Annotated in this window: 14 protein-coding genes; 4 read left to right on the top strand and 10 right to left on the bottom strand. The window is 71.4% G+C overall.

What is annotated here, in order from left to right; all coding sequences use genetic code 11:
- Positions 1 to 17: 17 nt before the first annotated feature.
- From MMSR116_RS21520 to MMSR116_RS21540, 5 genes are all read right to left on the bottom strand, one after another.
- A complete protein-coding gene (locus tag MMSR116_RS21520; protein ID WP_010687257.1) occupies positions 18 to 434 on the bottom strand; it encodes an FKBP-type peptidyl-prolyl cis-trans isomerase in 417 nt (138 codons plus the stop codon).
- 106 nt (positions 435 to 540) lie between these two features.
- On the bottom strand, positions 541 to 1,764 hold the full coding sequence (gene coaBC, locus MMSR116_RS21525; protein ID WP_010687256.1) for a bifunctional phosphopantothenoylcysteine decarboxylase/phosphopantothenate--cysteine ligase CoaBC: 1,224 nt from the start codon (positions 1,762 to 1,764) through the stop codon (positions 541 to 543).
- Positions 1,765 to 1,807: 43 nt separating this feature from the next.
- Positions 1,808 to 2,533 carry a di-trans,poly-cis-decaprenylcistransferase gene (locus MMSR116_RS21530; RefSeq protein WP_010687255.1) on the bottom strand — a complete coding sequence of 242 codons (726 nt, stop codon included), beginning with the start codon at positions 2,531 to 2,533 and terminating at the stop codon, positions 1,808 to 1,810.
- Between the two features lie 78 nt (positions 2,534 to 2,611).
- Positions 2,612 to 3,001 (bottom strand): transcriptional regulator, encoded by a 390-nt coding sequence (locus MMSR116_RS21535; protein WP_083920330.1) that lies wholly within the window; start codon positions 2,999 to 3,001, stop codon positions 2,612 to 2,614.
- On the bottom strand, positions 2,998 to 3,618 hold the full coding sequence (locus MMSR116_RS21540) for a hypothetical protein (RefSeq protein ID WP_010687253.1): 621 nt from the start codon (positions 3,616 to 3,618) through the stop codon (positions 2,998 to 3,000). Before MMSR116_RS21540 ends, MMSR116_RS21535 begins: the two co-directional genes overlap by 4 nt.
- A gap of 281 nt (positions 3,619 to 3,899) precedes the next feature.
- Here MMSR116_RS21540 and uvrB point away from each other — a divergent pair, with 281 nt between their 5' ends.
- On the top strand, positions 3,900 to 6,674 hold the full coding sequence (gene uvrB / locus MMSR116_RS21545; protein WP_010687252.1) for an excinuclease ABC subunit UvrB: 2,775 nt from the start codon (positions 3,900 to 3,902) through the stop codon (positions 6,672 to 6,674).
- Between the two features lie 18 nt (positions 6,675 to 6,692).
- Here the strand turns inward: uvrB and MMSR116_RS21550 are convergent, their stop codons facing one another.
- Positions 6,693 to 6,911: a hypothetical protein gene (locus tag MMSR116_RS21550; RefSeq protein ID WP_010687251.1), complete on the bottom strand. Its 219-nt coding sequence runs from the start codon at positions 6,909 to 6,911 to the stop codon at positions 6,693 to 6,695.
- A 139-nt stretch (positions 6,912 to 7,050) separates the two neighbouring features.
- On the opposite strand from MMSR116_RS21550, the gene MMSR116_RS21555 reads away from it, so the two are divergent.
- Both MMSR116_RS21555 and MMSR116_RS21560 read left to right on the top strand, forming a co-directional pair.
- Positions 7,051 to 7,578: an ankyrin repeat domain-containing protein gene (locus MMSR116_RS21555; RefSeq protein ID WP_010687250.1), complete on the top strand. Its 528-nt coding sequence runs from the start codon at positions 7,051 to 7,053 to the stop codon at positions 7,576 to 7,578.
- Between the two features lie 62 nt (positions 7,579 to 7,640).
- Entirely contained in the window at positions 7,641 to 9,395 is a 1,755-nt protein-coding gene (locus MMSR116_RS21560; protein WP_039894843.1) for a pyrroloquinoline quinone-dependent dehydrogenase, read from the top strand.
- A gap of 16 nt (positions 9,396 to 9,411) precedes the next feature.
- Here the strand turns inward: MMSR116_RS21560 and MMSR116_RS21565 are convergent, their stop codons facing one another.
- The 4 genes from MMSR116_RS21565 to MMSR116_RS21580 all read right to left on the bottom strand — a co-directional run bounded on the left by MMSR116_RS21565 (position 9,412) and on the right by MMSR116_RS21580 (position 14,221).
- Entirely contained in the window at positions 9,412 to 10,737 is a 1,326-nt protein-coding gene (locus MMSR116_RS21565; RefSeq protein ID WP_010687248.1) for an O-antigen ligase family protein, read from the bottom strand.
- A 119-nt stretch (positions 10,738 to 10,856) separates the two neighbouring features.
- Positions 10,857 to 11,579, bottom strand: coding sequence for an alpha/beta hydrolase (locus tag MMSR116_RS21570; protein ID WP_244625508.1), 723 nt, complete (start codon positions 11,577 to 11,579; stop codon positions 10,857 to 10,859).
- 262 nt (positions 11,580 to 11,841) lie between these two features.
- A complete protein-coding gene (locus tag MMSR116_RS21575) occupies positions 11,842 to 12,768 on the bottom strand; it encodes a lytic transglycosylase domain-containing protein (protein WP_010687246.1) in 927 nt (308 codons plus the stop codon).
- Between the two features lie 73 nt (positions 12,769 to 12,841).
- Positions 12,842 to 14,221 carry a CoA transferase gene (locus tag MMSR116_RS21580; RefSeq protein WP_039894841.1) on the bottom strand — a complete coding sequence of 460 codons (1,380 nt, stop codon included), beginning with the start codon at positions 14,219 to 14,221 and terminating at the stop codon, positions 12,842 to 12,844.
- A gap of 342 nt (positions 14,222 to 14,563) precedes the next feature.
- Between MMSR116_RS21580 and MMSR116_RS21585 the strand changes: the two genes are divergently transcribed.
- Positions 14,564 to 16,195 (top strand): ABC transporter ATP-binding protein, encoded by a 1,632-nt coding sequence (locus tag MMSR116_RS21585; protein ID WP_039894840.1) that lies wholly within the window; start codon positions 14,564 to 14,566, stop codon positions 16,193 to 16,195.
- The last annotated feature ends 1 nt before the right edge of the window (position 16,196 follow it).

Here is a 16,196-nt window from a genome sequence, read left to right on the forward strand (position 1 = left end):
GTCGCGCAGCCCGGCCGTTACTTCGCGCCGAGGAGTTCGACGTCGAAGATCAGGGTCGCGTTCGGCGGGATCACGCCGCCCGCGCCCCGGGCGCCGTAGCCGAGCTGCGGCGGGATGATCAGCGTGCGCTTGCCGCCGGTCTTCATGGTGGCGACGCCCTCGTCCCAGCCCTTGATGACCTGGCCGGCCCCGAGCGGGAAGCTGAAGGGCTGGTTGCGATCCCGCGAGGAGTCGAATTTCTTGCCCTTCTTGCCGCCCTCGTCGAGCCAGCCCGTGTACTGGACGGTGACCTGCTGACCGGCCTTCGGCTCCGGACCGGTCCCGACGACTTCATCCTGGTATCGCAGACCGGACGGCAGGGTCACGATCTCGGCATTGGCGGCTGTGGTCATGGCGAACAACGCGGCTCCGGCGATGAGGGACAGGCGAGGCATGGTTTCTCCCTGGAGCCGGCGCCGTCCGCGCCGGCCGTCGGCAGGCCTTCTATCGGCTCCCGCCGGTAGAGGCCAGGGAGGCGGCCCGCGGCCGTCCCGACGCGCCTCAGCCGGCCGACATCGTCGCGAGATGTGCGATCAGCCGCCGAGCGACCTCGTCCTTGTCCAGGCGCGGCCACGTTTCCACCGCGCCATCGCGGCCGATCAGGTGGACCGCGTTCGCGAGGCCGCCCATGACTCCGCCCGCGGCCGAGACGTCATTGGCGACGATCAGGTCGCAGCCCTTTCGGGCGATCTTCGCCCGGGCGTGGTCGAGGACCGCGTCCGTCTCGGCGGCGAAGCCGATCACGAGGGGCGGACGCCCCGCGGACATGCGGGCGATGGTGGCGAGGATGTCGGGATTCTCCACCAGCGGCAGCGGCGCCGGCCCCGTGCCGTCCTTCTTGATCTTCTTCGCGCCGGCTTCGCGCTCCGGGCGCCAGTCAGCCACCGCGGCGGCGAAGACGGCGATGTCGGCCGGCAGCGCCGCCTCGACCGCTGCCAGCATCTCCCGGGCGCTCTCGACCCGCACGACGGCGACGCCCGGTGGATCGGGGATCGCGACGGGCCCGGAGACGAGGGTCACGGCGGCGCCGGCCTGGGCGGCCGCCGCCGCGATGGCGTGACCCTGGCGGCCCGACGACCGGTTGGCGATGTAGCGGACCGGATCGATGGGCTCGTGCGTCGGACCGGAGGTGACGAGCACGCGCCGGCCCGCGAGGATCCGGGGGCCCGAGGCTTCCGCCAGGAGCCGCTCGACGGCATCCGCGATCTCGTTGGGTTCGGCCATGCGGCCGGGGCCGCTCTCCGGCTCCGCCATCTTCCCCGCGTTGGGGCCGACGATCCGCACGCCGTCGCCCTCCAGGGTCGCGCGGTTGCGGCGGGTCGCCGGGTGCGCCCACATCTGCACGTTCATGGCTGGCGCGATCAGGATCGGCAGGGTGGTCGCCAGCAGCACCGTCGTCGCGAGGTCGGCGGCGTGGCCGCCGGCCATGCGGGCCATCAGGTTCGCGGTGGCCGGGGCCACCACCACGGCATCCGCTTGGCGAGCCAGCCTGATGTGGCCGATCTCGGCTTCGGACGCGCGGTCGAACAGGTCGGTATGCGCCCGTTCCCCGGCCAGCGCCGCCGCGGCCAGCGGGGTCACGAATTCCTGCGCGCCCTCGGTCAGCAACGGGCAGACACTGGCGCCGCGCTCGCGCAGGCGCCGGATCAGGTCGAGGGCCTTGTAGGCCGCGATGCCGCCGCCGATGACGAGCAGGATGCGGCGGTTGACGAGGGTCTCGGTCATGCCGGAAACCCTCTGCGCGCAGGGCTCCGCCCGTCAAGCGCGCTCACGCGGCGGCGGGGACCGCGGGCACCTTCAGGCCTCCGAAGCGGCGCTCGCGCCGGGCGAACTCGGCCACGGCTGCAGCGAGATCGTCGGGACCGAACTCGGGCCACATCCGCTCGGTGAACATCAGCTCCGCGTAGGCCGCCTCCCACAGCATGAAGTCGGAGAGCCGCTGCTCGCCACCAGTGCGGATCAGCAGATCGACATCCACCGGAGACCCGTGCATCGGGCCCGCCACGAGGGTGCCGAAGCTCTCGCGCGTCGGCTCCTCCGCGCCCTGGAGGCGCTGCGCCGCCGCGATGATGGCGTCGCGGGCCGAGTAGTCCACGCAGATGCGCAGGTGCAGGCGCGTGCCCGCGGCGGTCGCGGCCTCGGCCGCCGCGATGGCCGCGGGGATACCCTCAGGCAGCCGGTCGCGGCGGCCAACAACGCTGAGCCGCGTGCCGGTGCGGGCGAGCCGCTGGGTCTCGTTGCGCAGGTAGGACCGAAGCAGCCGCATCAGGCCGCCGACCTCTTCGGCCGGGCGCTGCCAGTTGTCCGCCGAGAAGGCGTAGAGCGTGAGCGTGCCGATGCCGTGGTCCGGGCAGGCTTCGGCGGTGCGGCGGATCGCCTCGACGCCGCGATGATGGCCGGCCAGCCGCGGCAGGCCGCGCTGCGTCGCCCAGCGCCCGTTGCCGTCCATGATGATCGCGGCGTGCAGGGCCTTCGGCGCTGCTTCGCTTTGCATCGTAAAGTCTCCCGGCATGACCGCGTCTTCTGAAGTCTATCGGTTCGGCATTAACAATCTTGGGAGGATCCGGCAGTCTCACGCCGGTTTCGTGGCCGGATCGAGGCCGCGTCGGCCCGGATCGGGCCCGCGCTCGGCCGCGGACGCGGCGTCCCGGACGACCTGCTCCAACACGCCCAGATAGCCGATGAAGCGCTGGCGCCCGATCGCCGTCAGACGGCACACGGTCTGGGGACGATTGTGGGAGAAGCCCTTCTCCAGGCTCACCAGATCGGCCTCGCTGAGCACCGCGAGGTGGCGGCTCAGGTTACCGTCGGTGAGACCGCACAGGCGCTTGAGATCCGGAAACGGGAGGCCCTTCGGGTGCGCCACCAGGGAGGTCAGCACGCTGAGCCGCGCCCGCTCGTGGATGATCCTGTCGAGCCCCTCGTAGGAGAAGCGTCCGTCGTCCCGATCGGAGGCCATCATCGAGGCTCGTCATCGAAGGATCGGGCGCCGTGATGGACGATCGCCGCCAGCCACACCTGGCCGACCAGGAAAGGCAGACCCATCGTCCAGGGCGAGAGGGCGTGCGTCTCCGCCGAGACCGCCAGCACGACGAGACCGGCGAGAAGGTACCACGCGCCGACGCCCTGCACCGCCCGGGGCAGTATGCGCGCCGAGGCGAACAGGCCGAGGCCCACCAGCACCTGCCACAGGCCCGGCAGCATCCAGACCTCGCCGGGGGCGAACCGCGCGATCACCAAGGCGAGGCAGGCGCCTGCGCCGGCGGCCGGCAGGAACACCTCGATCGCGTTCCAGACCATCGCGTCGGCGAGGCCGGAATGCAGGCGGCGGCTGCGCCGGATCGCCTCGATGCCGATCATCAGGAAGGCCACCAGCGCCGCCGCAACCCAGAGGCCGAAGAAAAGGCCGCTCCGGGCCGATGGATCGCCGAGCCACAGGGCCTGTCCGGCCGCACAGGCGAGCGCCAAGCCGCCGGTGCCGGCGACGGTCGCGGCGCCGAGACCGCGGAACGCCGTATCGCGCGCGATCTGCGAGCGGATCGCGACGATGTCGGCCAGCGCCTTGTCCAGGTCCTGCACGTGGCTCAATCCCCGCGCCGCAGCATGCTTTGCATCACAAAGTATCGGCCGAACATGATTGTCGCAACCCGTCCGCTCGGATCATCGGTCCGAATAGTTTCAGGCTTGATCCCGTCCGTCGAGACCGGCGCGCGGCGAATTCTACCTAGAAGTTGCAATTGCGTGCCAGGTCTCGGCCCGGCGCCCGAAATACGCCGGATCGGGCAGAGAGCGATCAATGATCGTCAAACACCGTAGGGCACGGGGTTTCTCCGGGCGCGTGCCGGAACCATATTGGGCACATGCCGACGCCGAAGAAACCGCGCACCGCTTCCGTCTTGAGCACGTCCGCCAAGGCCTCGAAGCCCGAGCTGAAACCGCTCGACACCTATCTGGCCGAGTTGCTGAATCCCGCTCTCAATCGCAACCGGCCGCCGCCGGCCGAAGCAGCGCCGGAAGCAGCACCCGGGAAGCCCGCGCGACCGGGCAGGGCGAGGCGCGACACGCCCGCGGGGGGCTCCAGCAAGGCCGGAGGGAAGGCTGCCACCCGCCGGGCGGAGATCGCCCGCGACGGCTTCGCGGAGGCGCCGCAGGCCGGCTACGCGCTGGGAGACGCCGCGGATGTCGATCCGCGCCTCGCCCAGGCGCTCGGCCTGACACCGCCCGAGGACGGCCCCGCTCCGGAGGGCGCCGACCTGCCGGATCCCGGCAGCGACGGCGGCGCCTCGGCGACCGTGACGGCCTTGGAACGGCTGCTCACCGAGGGCAACCCGCTGTTCAAGAACGGCCAGACCTGGGTCCCGCACCGGCCTGAGCGCCCGCAGAAATCCGAGGGCGGCGTCCGGTTCACGCTGAAATCCGAGTTCACGCCGGCCGGCGATCAGCCGAAGGCCATCGCCGAACTGGTCTCCGGCGTGCAGGCCCACGAGCGCGACCAGGTGCTGCTCGGCGTCACCGGCTCGGGCAAGACCTTCACGATGGCCAAGATCATCGAGGAGACGCAGCGCCCGGCCCTGATCCTGGCGCCCAACAAGACGCTGGCCGCGCAGCTCTACGGCGAATTCAAGGCGTTCTTTCCCGACAACGCCGTCGAATACTTCGTTTCCTATTACGATTATTACCAGCCGGAGGCCTACGTCCCGCGCTCCGACACATTCATCGAGAAGGAATCCTCGATCAACGAGCAGATTGACCGGATGCGCCATGCCGCCACCCGCGCCCTGCTGGAGCGCGACGACGTCATCATCGTCGCCTCGGTCTCATGCATCTACGGTATCGGCTCGGTCGAGACCTACACGGCGATGTCGTTCACGGTCTCGCTCGGCGAGCGGATCGAGCAGCGCCAGCTCATCGCCGACCTCGTGGCCCTGCAGTACAAGCGCATCCAGTCGGATTTCGCCCGCGGCACCTTCCGGGTCCGAGGCGATTCGATCGAGTTGTGGCCGGCCCACTTGGAAGACCGCGGCTGGCGGATCGGTCTGTTCGGCGACGAGGTGGAAAGCATCGTCGAGTTCGACCCGCTCACCGGCAAGACCATCTCCGAGCTGAAGTTCGTGAAGGTCTACGCCAACTCGCACTACGTCACGCCGCGCCCGACGCTGCAGCAGGCGATCAAGGGCATCAAGACCGAACTGAACGGCCGCATCGAGGAGCTGATCAAGATGGGCCGCCTGATCGAGGCGCAGCGCATCGACCAGCGCTGCACCTTCGACATCGAGATGATCGAGGCCACCGGCGCCTGCAACGGCATCGAGAACTATTCCCGCTACCTCACCGGCCGGAAGCCGGGCGAGCCGCCGCCGACCCTGTTCGAGTATCTGCCCGACAACGCCCTGGTCTTCACGGACGAGAGCCACGTCACCGTACCGCAGATCGGCGGCATGTACCGGGGCGACTTCCGCCGCAAGGCGACGCTCGCCGAGTACGGCTTCCGGCTGCCCTCCTGCCTCGACAACCGCCCGCTCCGCTTCGAGGAGTGGGACGCCATGCGGCCGATGACCGTCCACGTCTCGGCCACGCCCGGCAAGTGGGAGATGGAGCAGACCGGCGGCGTCTTCGCCGAGCAGGTGATCCGCCCGACCGGCCTCGTCGACCCGGTGATCGAGGTGCGCCCGGCCCGCAGTCAGGTCGACGACCTGCTGGGCGAGGTCCGCGAAGTGGCGCAGGCCGGCTACCGGACGCTCGTGACCACGCTGACCAAGCGCATGGCGGAGGACCTCACCGAGTACCTGCACGAGAACAGCGTGCGGGTGCGCTACATGCACTCCGACATCGACACGCTGGAGCGGATCGAGATCATCCGCGATCTCAGGCTCGGCGCCTTCGACGTGCTGATCGGCATCAACCTGCTGCGCGAGGGCCTCGACATCCCGGAATGCGCCCTGGTGGCGATCCTCGACGCCGACAAGGAGGGCTTCCTCCGGTCGGAGACCTCGCTGATCCAGACCATCGGCCGCGCCGCCCGCAACGCCGATGCGCGCTGCATCCTCTACGCGGACACCATCACCGGCTCGATGGAGCGGGCGATGGCCGAGACCGAGCGCCGCCGCGCCAAGCAGCTCGCCTACAACGCCGAGCACGGCATCACACCGCAGAGCGTGAAACGCGGCATCGCCGACATCCTCAGCAGCGTGTTCGAGCGCGACCACGTCCAGGTCGATACCGGTCTGGCCAAGGATGCCATCACGGTGGGCCACAACCTCAAGGCCGTGATGGCGGACCTCGAGAAGCGCATGCGCGCGGCCGCCGCCGATCTCGACTTCGAGGAGGCGGCGCGGCTGCGCGACGAGCTCAAGCGGCTTCAGGCCACCGAGCTTCTGGTCTCGGACGATCCGATGGCCCGGCAGGGCGATGTGGAGCGCGAGGCCGGCAAGTTCGGCCGGAAGCCGCCGCGCGGGGCAGGGGGCAGCCGCATCGCCAAGCCCGACCTCGACAACATGGGCCCAGGGACGGACCGGGAGCTGCCGGTGGGCGGCCTCGCACCGGTCTGGCAGGAGAGGCCGAAGCCGCGCTCGACCCAGGGGCTCGGCGGGCAGAAGCCGAAGTACAAGGGCGGCGGCGGGCGGCGGCGCGGCTGACTGGCCGCCGCCGGAGCCTCATGCTGCCGCGTTGTCCCGGCCGGCGCGATGGGTGGCCGCGGCATCGCCCGCATCGACGATCGCCTGCGCGATCCGGACCACGAGGGCGTTACAGGCCTCGTCGTAGGCGCGGGGATCCGCCTGCACGGCTGCCTCCGCGAGGGTGCCTCCGCGATCCCGAACGATCTCGCGCGCGGTGCGCAGCGCATCGGCGAAGGGTTCGAACGGGCGGGGCATCGTGGCGCTCCGGAAGGGCCGGGCCATCCCAGCCCGCGTTGGCGGCTGGAACGAGCGTGCCGGCGAAACTGTTCCCGGCGACGCTGGACGCCAGTGCCGCAGGGGCCCAGATCAGACCTCGGTGAGAAACGAGCACGCGATGGCATCCGAGACGAACGCACGCCCCACCCTCGACGACGACACCCTCGCCTTCGCCGCCCGGGTCTTCCAGTATGCTCGGATGGGCCACGCCGAGGAATTGGCCGATCTGTTCGGCCAGGGGCTGCCGGCGAACCTGCGCAACGACAAGGGCGACAGCCTGCTGATGCTCGCCGCCTATAGCGGCCAGGAGGCGGCGGCCCGGATCATCCTCGAGGCCGGCGGCGACCCGGAGCTAGCCAACGACCGCGGCCAGACGCCGCTCGCCGGCGCGGCCTTCAAGAACGATCTGGCTATCGCGCGGCTGCTGCTTCAGCACGGTGCCGCGGTGGACGGGGTCGGCGACGGCACCCGCACCGCCCTGATGACGGCGGCGATGTTCGACCGGACCGAGATGGTCGATCTCCTCCTCCGGCACGGGGCCGACCCGGAGCGCCGCGACATCTCCGGCCAGAGCGCCGCCGATATGGCGCGGGCGATGGGCGCGCAGGCGACGCCGGCCCAGCTCGACGGGGTGGCGAAGCGCTAGCGGGGCCATACCCGGAATCGAATGTGTTTCCGGCGCGACATGCGTCTTATCGGGAGAAGAAATTGTCGCGTTGGATCGGCGTTGCCCTGCTTGCCAGCTATGCTGGGTCTGCTGCCTTCGCGGCCTCCGCCGCCGAAACCCCATGGCCGGCCTTCGGCCACGATCCGAGCAACCGCAACTTCTCCGATCTGACCCAGATCGACCGCGACAATGTCGCCCGGCTGCGACCCGCCTGGCTCTTCCAGACCGGCGTCACGGGCTACTTCCAGGCCCAGCCCGTGATGGTGGACGGCACCCTTTACGTCTCCACGACGCAGAACAACGTCGCGGCGCTCGATGCCAAGACCGGCAAGCCCGTCTGGACCTACACGCACAAGCCGCGCACGGAGAAGATCTTCGGGCCGCCCTCAAACCGCGGGCTCGCCGTGTCCGGTGGCCTCGTCTTCGAGGCGACCATGGACGGACGCCTGATCGCGCTGGACGCCAAGACCGGCCGGATGGTCTGGGACAAGGAGGCGGTGCGCCCGGAGGAGGGCGAGACCGAGACCGCCTCGGGCCTCGCGGCGACGCTCGGCGGCAAGCCGGTGCAGGGGTCGAGCCGCCTCGGCTTCAAGATGCCGCCACTGGTCGCCGACGGCCTCGTGATCGTCGGCGTGACCGGCGCCGGCTACGGACTCCATATCGAGGACGAGACGGGCGGCCTCGACGGCGGCTCGGTGGTCGGCATCGAGGGCGGCTACGGCCGGCGCGGCTGGCTCGCCGCCTACGATGCCAGGACCGGTGACGAGCGGTGGCGCTGGTACGTCACCCCCTCGGAGGGCTGGGAGGGCGGCTTCGTCGAAGCGATCGCCGACGGCACGCCGCTGCATCGCGACATCGCCGCGGAGAAGGCGGCGGCGCCGGCCAACCGCGACGCCTGGCGGGTGGGCGGCGGCTCGCTCTGGATGACGCCGGCCTACGATCCCGATCTCGGGCTGATCTTCCTCGGGACCGGCAACCCGGCGCCGCAGAATTTCGGCCTCTCCCGGCCCGGGGACAACCTCTACACGATGTGCCTCGTCGCCCTCGACGTGAAGACCGGCAAGCTCCGCTGGTACTACCAGCAGGTGCCGCACGACGAGTGGGGCTACGACGTCGCCGCGCCGCCCTTCCTGCTCGACGGGCCGAACGGCAGCAAGGCGGTCGCCTCCGCGAGCAAGACCGGCTGGATCTACGTCCACGACCGCGCGACGGGGAAACTGATCGCGCGCTCCGCCCCGCTGGTCGACCAGAAGAACCTGTTCGCGCCTCCGACCCCGCAGGGGACCGTGGTGGCGCCCGGGCCCCTCGGCGCCGTCTCCTGGCCGCCCACCGCCTATGACGGGCGGCTGGCCTACGTGCAGGTGCGCCACGGTGCGACAACCTACACGGTCAAGACCGTGCCGGCGGCCCCGGGGCGCCCGGAGATCCGCTACACCGAGACCAGCGAGGCCAAGGGCGAGCCGTCCTTCAGCACGCTCACGGCCGTCGATCTCGCCGATGGCGGCAAGATCGCGTGGTCGGTGCGGTCCGCGAGCCGCCTGTCGGCGGGCACCCTCGCCACCGCCGGCGGCCTCGTCTTTTCCGGCGAGGAGGACGGCCACCTCGACGCCCACGACACGCGCGACGGCCGGGTACTCTGGCGCTTCCAGTGCGGCGCCGGCATCAGCGGGCCGGCGATGACCTACGCGCTGGACGGCAAGCAGTACCTGGCGGTGGCGGCCGGGGGCGCGTCGTTCACGAAGGCCGCCGGCTTCGGTACCGGCGACGCGCTGCTGGTCTTCGCGCTGCCCGACTGAGGCCCGCGGCCTTCGCTCAGTTGGCCGCGATGGCGTAGCGTGTCCGCAGGCGCAGGCCGAACACCGCCATCATGAACATGCAGCAGGTGGCGTTGTTGCCGTTGTACAGGACCGTCTCGAAGGAGGCTGAGACGAGGCCGAGGAACCACAGGCGCAGGAACAGCAGCGTCTCGGCGTCGAGCCGGGTGCCGCCCGCCGCGCGCTGGAGGTCGCGGACCGGCGCCAGCACGAAGGCCACGACGGTGAGGGCGAGGAACGGGAAGCCGCCGATCAGCGCCGTGTCGAGATAGGCGTTGTGCGAGTGGTTGGCGCTGTTCACCCAGGTCAGCTCCTCGGAGCCGCCGTACATGGTGCGCTCGGTCATCCAGAACGCGCCGATCCCCCATCCGCGCCAGGGGCGGACGAAGATGTTGTCGATGGCGAATTGCCAGATCTCGCTGCGCCCCGTGAAGGTCGCGTCGGTGAGGAGCACCCCGACGGCGTCCCGGATCGGCGCCACCAGGACGGAACCGATCGAGATCAGCGAGAACCCGATCACCGGGCCGAGAAGCAGAAGCGACCGGGCGAAGCCGCCGGTGAAGACCTGACAGAGGCCCGTGACGGCGAGGATCACCGGCAGGAGGGCGATCGCGGTCTTCGAGCCGCTCGCCACCAGGAAGCCGGCGGCCAGGAGCACGATGGTCCAGCCGAGCACGCGGCTGGCCGCGGTGGCGACGTACAGGCCGACGATCACCAGGATGACCATGGCGGCACCGGCCTCGTTCTTCTGCGGAAAGATCCCGCGCCAGAGGCCGGGATGGCTCGGATCGGAATTGACGTCGAAGGCCGAGTGGATCGCGAGGTTCGGCACCAGGGCCACCGCGAGATAGGATGCGATCAGGATCACCAGGGCCGCGCCCGCGAGGGTCAGGGCGAGCTGCCGGGGCGAGCGCGCGACGATCAGAACGCCGGCCGACAGCCCGGCGGCGATCGCCAGCAGGGTCAGCCGCCGCAGCGACAGGCTCGGCTCGATCGACAGCAGCGCGGTGAGCGCGAGCCAGAGGCCGCACGCCATCAGCGGCCAAGTCGCGAGGGAACGCAGGTGGCGGATCCCGATCCGGTGGATGGCCCAGGCCATCACGCCACCCGTCACGAGGAAGAGCAGCTGCGTCAGCGCGCTGCCGTCCTCGGCCGCCGCGAGGGACGACCGGTCCGCCAGATCCACGAGCCACAGGTGGTTCCAGAGCAGGACGAAGACGGCGCCGTTGAGGAGTACCCGCACGACGTCCGGCACGTCGCGGCCGGCGATGCCGCGCTGCCGCCCGTCGGCCGGAACCCCGATCGCCGCGTCCGCAGAAGCCATGTCGTCCCACCGCGAGGGCCGCGCCGTGCGGCCTGCCTCATACTAGCGGCAGGCAGCCCTGGGGCGATGGCAAACTGACGTGTGCCCCGATCAATCGCGCGATAACCTTGATGCGCCGCTCAGCGCCGCATCGTGTACTGCGAGCGGCCGGCCGATTGCCGCATCAGGAAGGCGGCCATCTCGGCGAGTTCCGGCGCCTTCGACCGGAAGGTGACCGACAGGGCAAGCAGCGTGTCCTTGTGGTCGAGCCCCGCGTAGATCCGCTCCTGCACGGGCACGTGCTCAGCCCGCAGCCTGGCGGCGAGGCTGACCGTGTGGCGCGGCTTCACCACCGTGTCGGCCTCGCCGGTCGCCAGGAAGGCCGGCGGCGACAGCGGGCCGACGAAGCTCCCCGGCTGCGTGGCGGGCAGATCGGGCGCCTGCCCGAAAACCTTGGTGGTGGTGTCCTGGTCGAGCGGCAGGAAATCGTAGGGGCCGGACAGGCCCGCCACGGCTTTGATCACCTTGGGATCGACTCCGACGGCCGTGAGGTAACGGGGATCCAGGCCGAGCATCACGGCGTTGTAGGCGCCGGCCGAGTGGCCGGCGAGCACGATCCGGCGCGGATCGCCACCATAGCCGGCGATGTTCTCCCGCACCCAGGCCACGGCCGCGGCCCCGTCCTCCAGAAAGCCCGGGAACGGCGCCTCCGGGAAGAGCCGGTAATCCGGGAGCACCGTGACGAAGCCTTGCGCGGCCAGGGCGTGCCCCACGAAGGCGTAGTCGTCCTTGGAGCCGCTCTGCCAGGAGCCGCCGTAGAAGAAGACGAGCACCGGCGCGTTCTCGGCCGCCGCGACGGGCACGTAGACGTCGAGGCGCCGCCGCGGCCCCTCGCCGAAGGGCTGGTCCTTCGCTGCGAGGCGCCCCCCGGATCGCGCGGGCCGATCGCGTCGAACAGGGCGAGCGGCGAGGCGGCGGTGAACCCGAAGGCGGCGAGTCCGAGGCAGAGGAGGCTGGCGAGCGCGGTGAGGAGCCGTGTCATATCCCATCCGGTTGTCCCGACGGGCCCATACGGCACCGCTCTCAGGGCGGATTGATGACGCTCCTGGGGCGGATCGCGGAAAATCAGGTGCGCAGCACGATGCAGGCGCCGCCGACCTTGCGGATGCGGCCGCACAGGTCGTCGGCGGCCTGCCGGCTCTGCGCCGGGATGCGGATCCGGTAGAAGGCCCGGGTCCCGCGGTTGCGCAGGCGCGTCCCGATGATCATCGGTCGGACCTCGCCGATCACGCCGGCATAGCTGCTGCGGGCACGGTTGAAGCTCTGGAGGGCGAGCGCCTTCGAGAAGTTGCCGGCGAGCTGGATGCCCCACGGCGCGGCCGGGCCCTCGTTGAGGCCGAGGGCGAAGCGGTCGCCGCGGGCCGGGATGCGCAGGCTGGCGGTGACCTGCAGGCAGGTCTGCGGCGCCTCCGGCTTTGCCTCCTTCGCCTCCTTCGCGTCCTTCTCCGGTTTGGCCGGGGCGACACCCTCGGGATACTCGATCGCCTTGCCGGGTCCGGTCCGCCAATCCTCCGCCGGCACGCCCGTGATGGCGGCCACGTAGGCGCGAGTCTCGGCCGGCAGGCCGCCGTCGCCGGACAACCACTTGCTCACCCGCGCCGCGCCGCCGTTGTAGGCCGCGGCGGCGAGACCGAGATTGCCGAACTGCCTCTTCAGGTCGGCCAGAAGGTGGGCGGCGTGCGGAATCGCCTGTTCGGGGTCGAAGGGGTCGAGGAGCCCGCGCTCCCGCGCGGTCCCCGGCATGAACTGCGCGACGCCCTGCGCGCCGGCCGGGCTGACGACGCCCACGCGAAAACTGCTCTCGCGCCAGATCAGCCGGGTCAGGAACGGCACCGGCAGGCTGCGGGCCTTCGCGGAATCGTCGATGAGGCGGCAGAGCGCCTGCTCGACGGTCTCGGTCGCGCCCTCGGACGGAACGGCCGCGGCGGGGCGCGCCGTGAACAGGAGGAGAAGCGCGAGCAGCGCGCCGAGGCGCAGGGGGGAGATAGCCACCCCGGCGCTTGTAGCGACCTTCGGTTGCGGATCAATCCGCGCGAAAAGCCGTCGGGCCACTCAATCCCCGGTTTCATGACGGAGCCGGCGCATCGTCCCAGGCCGGGGCATCGGTTCCGAGCCGGCGCGCGGCCCGCGTCCAGTGCATCGGCGCGTGCGCCACCGAGACCGGCGGCCGCAGGCGCCGCGCGGCCCCCCAGAAGGTCGCTTCCACCTCGGGCGCCAGATCGGCTTTCGTCTCGGGAGCGAGCGGTCCGGCGGCCTCGGCCGGGACGGCCCCCGCGAGAAAGGCCGCCGTGCGGGCAAGGGACAGCCGGGCCCGGCCGCCAACGCCGTCCGAGAGCCGGCGCGCGAGCAGCCGCAGCACCGCCGCGGCCATCATGTAGCCGGTGGCCTGGTCGAGCGCCTGCACCGGGAGCGGCACCGGCCGGTCGGCCTGCGTCCAGTCCTGCCCCGCCGCGGCGATCCCGCAGCTCATCTGGACGAGGCTGTCGAAGCCGCGCCGCCCCGCCCAGGGACCGGACCAGCCGTAGGCGTCGAGACAGACCTCGACGAGGCCGGGGGACTGCCTCTCCCGCGCCGCCTCTCCGTAGCCGAGCCCGTCGAGCGCACCGGGACGATAGCCGTGGACCAGCACGTCCGCGCCGGCGAGCAGCTCCTCGAAGACCGCCCGGTCCGCCGCCCGGCGCAGGTCGAGCCGGGCGCAGGTCTTGCCCAACGTCATCTCCGGCTCGAGCGGGGCCTCGTCCCAATCGGGCGGATCGATCCGCAGCACGTCCGCGCCGAACCCCGCGAGGAAGCGGGTCGCCACCGGCCCGGCGAGGACCCGCGTCAGGTCGAGCACCCGCAGGTTCGCGAGGGGTCGTCCGGCCCGGGGGCTCCAGCGCGAAGGCGACCGGCCGGCAACGGGCTGGAGTGCCACCAGCGGCTCCGGGGCCACGGCATGCCCCGCCGGATGCGCCATCCATTCGGCGAGTCCGCGCATCTCGGCCGCGCAGCCGCCCTCCGTGAGGATCGCCGCCTCCAGCTCGGCCTTGTCCCAGCCCGCCACCGCCCGCGCAATCCCGGCGCGATCCGTCTGGGTGCCGAGCACCCGCTCGGCCGCCGCCCGGTGGTGCGGGGCGTTGGTGTGGAGCCGGATCCAGCCGTCCCGGGTCGGATAATCCCCCGCCACGGGGTCCCACGGCGCCGGGAGGCGCCACCCGTCCGGACGGAGCGAGGCCGCGAACCAGAAGGAGGCGAGCCGTCGGTCGACGCTCACGGAACCCGTCGCCCCCGCGACCTCCGCGAGGGCGACCCCGGCGGCGGCGATCGAGCCGGCCGCCAGGTCGGTGACCGCGAAGGCCGAGGGCAGGGCGCCGGCCCCGTCGAAGCGTAGAGACGCGAGGGCCGCGGGCGGCCCGTCGAGCGCCGCCCAGATCTCCGCGGCAAACGCTTCGCCGTGCGCGCTCATGACGACCTCCTCACCCGACGCTCGGGTGCGCCGGTAACGTACACGACCGCGCTCCCGGCGGCGTGATGAGGTGATCCCACTCGCTCGCCTCATCCTGAGGTGCCGCGGAGCGGCCTCGAAGGAGGCTTCCAGCCGGCCGCGCGATTCTTGAAGGCCTCCTTCGAGGCCTGCGCTTACGCTCCGGCACCTCAGGATGAGGGCAAGGGTTGGAAGGCTCAGGCGGGCCTGCGTCATCCGGTGTCGTGTGCTTTGGCGCGCGGATCCGAGGGGTGAGACCGATCGGGTCGCGGCGTGACCGCACGATAGACTAGGGTCCGCGCTCCGGCGCGCTATAAGGGGCCCATGTCCGAAACCCAGCCGCTCCTCTCCGTCGAGGGACTGTCCGTCGCCTTCCGGTCCCGGGAGGGCGAGACGGTGGCGGTCGACGGCGTCGATTTCACCATTTGTCGGGGCGAGACCGTGGCGCTGGTGGGCGAGTCGGGATCGGGCAAGTCGGTGACGGCGCTGGCGATCCTGCGGCTCCTCGACGGCGCGGCCCGCCCGGGCGGGCGGATCCTGTTCAAGGGCCGCGACCTCGCGGGCCTGCCCGAGCGGGCGATGCGCGATGTGCGCGGCGCCGACATCACCATGGTGTTCCAGGAACCCATGACGTCGCTCAACCCGCTCCACACGATCGAGCGGCAGATCGGCGAGGTGCTGGGCCTCCATCGGGGGCTCACCGGCAAGGCGGCCCGGCGGCGGATCCTTGAACTCTTGGACCTCGTCGGTCTGCGCGACGCGGAGCGCCGCATGGGCGCTTACCCGCACGAGCTCTCCGGCGGCCAGCGCCAACGGGTGATGATCGCCATGGCGCTCGCCTGCGAGCCCGATCTCCTCGTCGCCGACGAGCCGACCACGGCGCTCGACGTCACCGTGCAGGCGCAGATCCTGGCCCTGCTCGCCGACCTGCAGAAGCGCCTCGGGATGGCGATGCTGTTCATCACCCACGATCTCGGCATCGTCGAGCGAATCGCCGACCGGGTCTGCGTGATGCTGAAGGGCAAGATCGTGGAGGCGGGCGAGACCCGGTCGGTCTTCGCGAACCCGCAGCACGACTACACCCGTCGCCTGATCGCCTCGGAGCCGAAGGGCCGCGCCAACCCGGTCCCGGCCGATGCCCCGCCGCTCGTCGAGGCCGGTCCGCTCAAGGTCTGGTTCCCGCTGAAGGCGGGTTTGCTCCGACGCGTCGCCGGCCACGTCAAGGCGGTGGACGGCGTCTCCCTCCGGGTCCGCGCCGGCGAGACCGTGGGCGTCGTCGGGGAGTCCGGGTCCGGCAAGACGACGCTCGGCCTCGCCCTGCTGCGGCTGACCGGCTCGGAAGGTCCGATCGTGTTCCTGGGCAAGGCCATCGACGGCTACGGCGTGGCGCAGATGCGCCCCCTGCGCCGGGACATGCAGGTGGTCTTCCAGGATCCCTACGGCTCGCTCTCGCCGCGCATGTCGGTGGCCGACATCGTCGCCGAGGGTCTCGTGGTCCAGGGTGCCGTCCGCTCCCGGGCCGAGCGCCGCGCCGTGGTCTCGAAGGCGCTCACCGATGTCGGGCTCGATCCGGCCGCCATGGACCGCTACCCGCACGAGTTCTCCGGCGGTCAGCGCCAGCGGATCGCCATCGCGCGGGCCATGGTGCTCAACCCCCGCTTCGTCGTGCTCGACGAGCCGACCTCGGCGCTCGACCGCTCGGTCCAGGCGCAGATCGTGACGCTGCTGCGCGACCTGCAGCGCGAGCGCGGCCTCGCCTACCTGTTCATCAGCCACGACCTGAAGGTGGTTCGGGCGCTCGCCAACTATGTCGTGGTCATGCAGAACGGCCGCGTGGTCGAGGAGGGCGCCGCGGAGTCGATCTTCGCGAACCCGCAGACCGCCTATACCCGCGCCCTGTTCAAGGCCGCCTTCGCCCTCGACAGCGACGCCCCGGCCGAGCTGGAGCCGGCCTGAC

This window comes from Methylobacterium mesophilicum SR1.6/6 (assembly GCF_000364445.2).
In the GTDB taxonomy this organism is placed as follows: Bacteria; Pseudomonadota; Alphaproteobacteria; order Rhizobiales; family Beijerinckiaceae; genus Methylobacterium; species Methylobacterium mesophilicum_A.

Excerpts from the sequence above, each read along its gene's own strand:
- MMSR116_RS21520 (WP_010687257.1), bottom strand. The coding sequence starts at position 434 with ATGCCTCGCCTGTCCCTCATCGCCGGAGCCGCGTTGTTCGCCATGACC.
- coaBC (WP_010687256.1), bottom strand. The coding sequence starts at position 1,764 with ATGACCGAGACCCTCGTCAACCGCCGCATCCTGCTCGTCATCGGCGGC.
- MMSR116_RS21530 (WP_010687255.1), bottom strand. The coding sequence starts at position 2,533 with ATGCAAAGCGAAGCAGCGCCGAAGGCCCTGCACGCCGCGATCATCATG.
- MMSR116_RS21535 (WP_083920330.1), bottom strand. The coding sequence starts at position 3,001 with ATGATGGCCTCCGATCGGGACGACGGACGCTTCTCCTACGAGGGGCTC.
- uvrB (WP_010687252.1), top strand. The coding sequence starts at position 3,900 with ATGCCGACGCCGAAGAAACCGCGCACCGCTTCCGTCTTGAGCACGTCC.
- MMSR116_RS21550 (WP_010687251.1), bottom strand. The coding sequence starts at position 6,911 with ATGCCCCGCCCGTTCGAACCCTTCGCCGATGCGCTGCGCACCGCGCGC.
- MMSR116_RS21555 (WP_010687250.1), top strand. The coding sequence starts at position 7,051 with ATGGCATCCGAGACGAACGCACGCCCCACCCTCGACGACGACACCCTC.
- MMSR116_RS21565 (WP_010687248.1), bottom strand. The coding sequence starts at position 10,737 with ATGGCTTCTGCGGACGCGGCGATCGGGGTTCCGGCCGACGGGCGGCAG.
- MMSR116_RS21580 (WP_039894841.1), bottom strand. The coding sequence starts at position 14,221 with ATGAGCGCGCACGGCGAAGCGTTTGCCGCGGAGATCTGGGCGGCGCTC.
- MMSR116_RS21585 (WP_039894840.1), top strand. The coding sequence starts at position 14,564 with ATGTCCGAAACCCAGCCGCTCCTCTCCGTCGAGGGACTGTCCGTCGCC.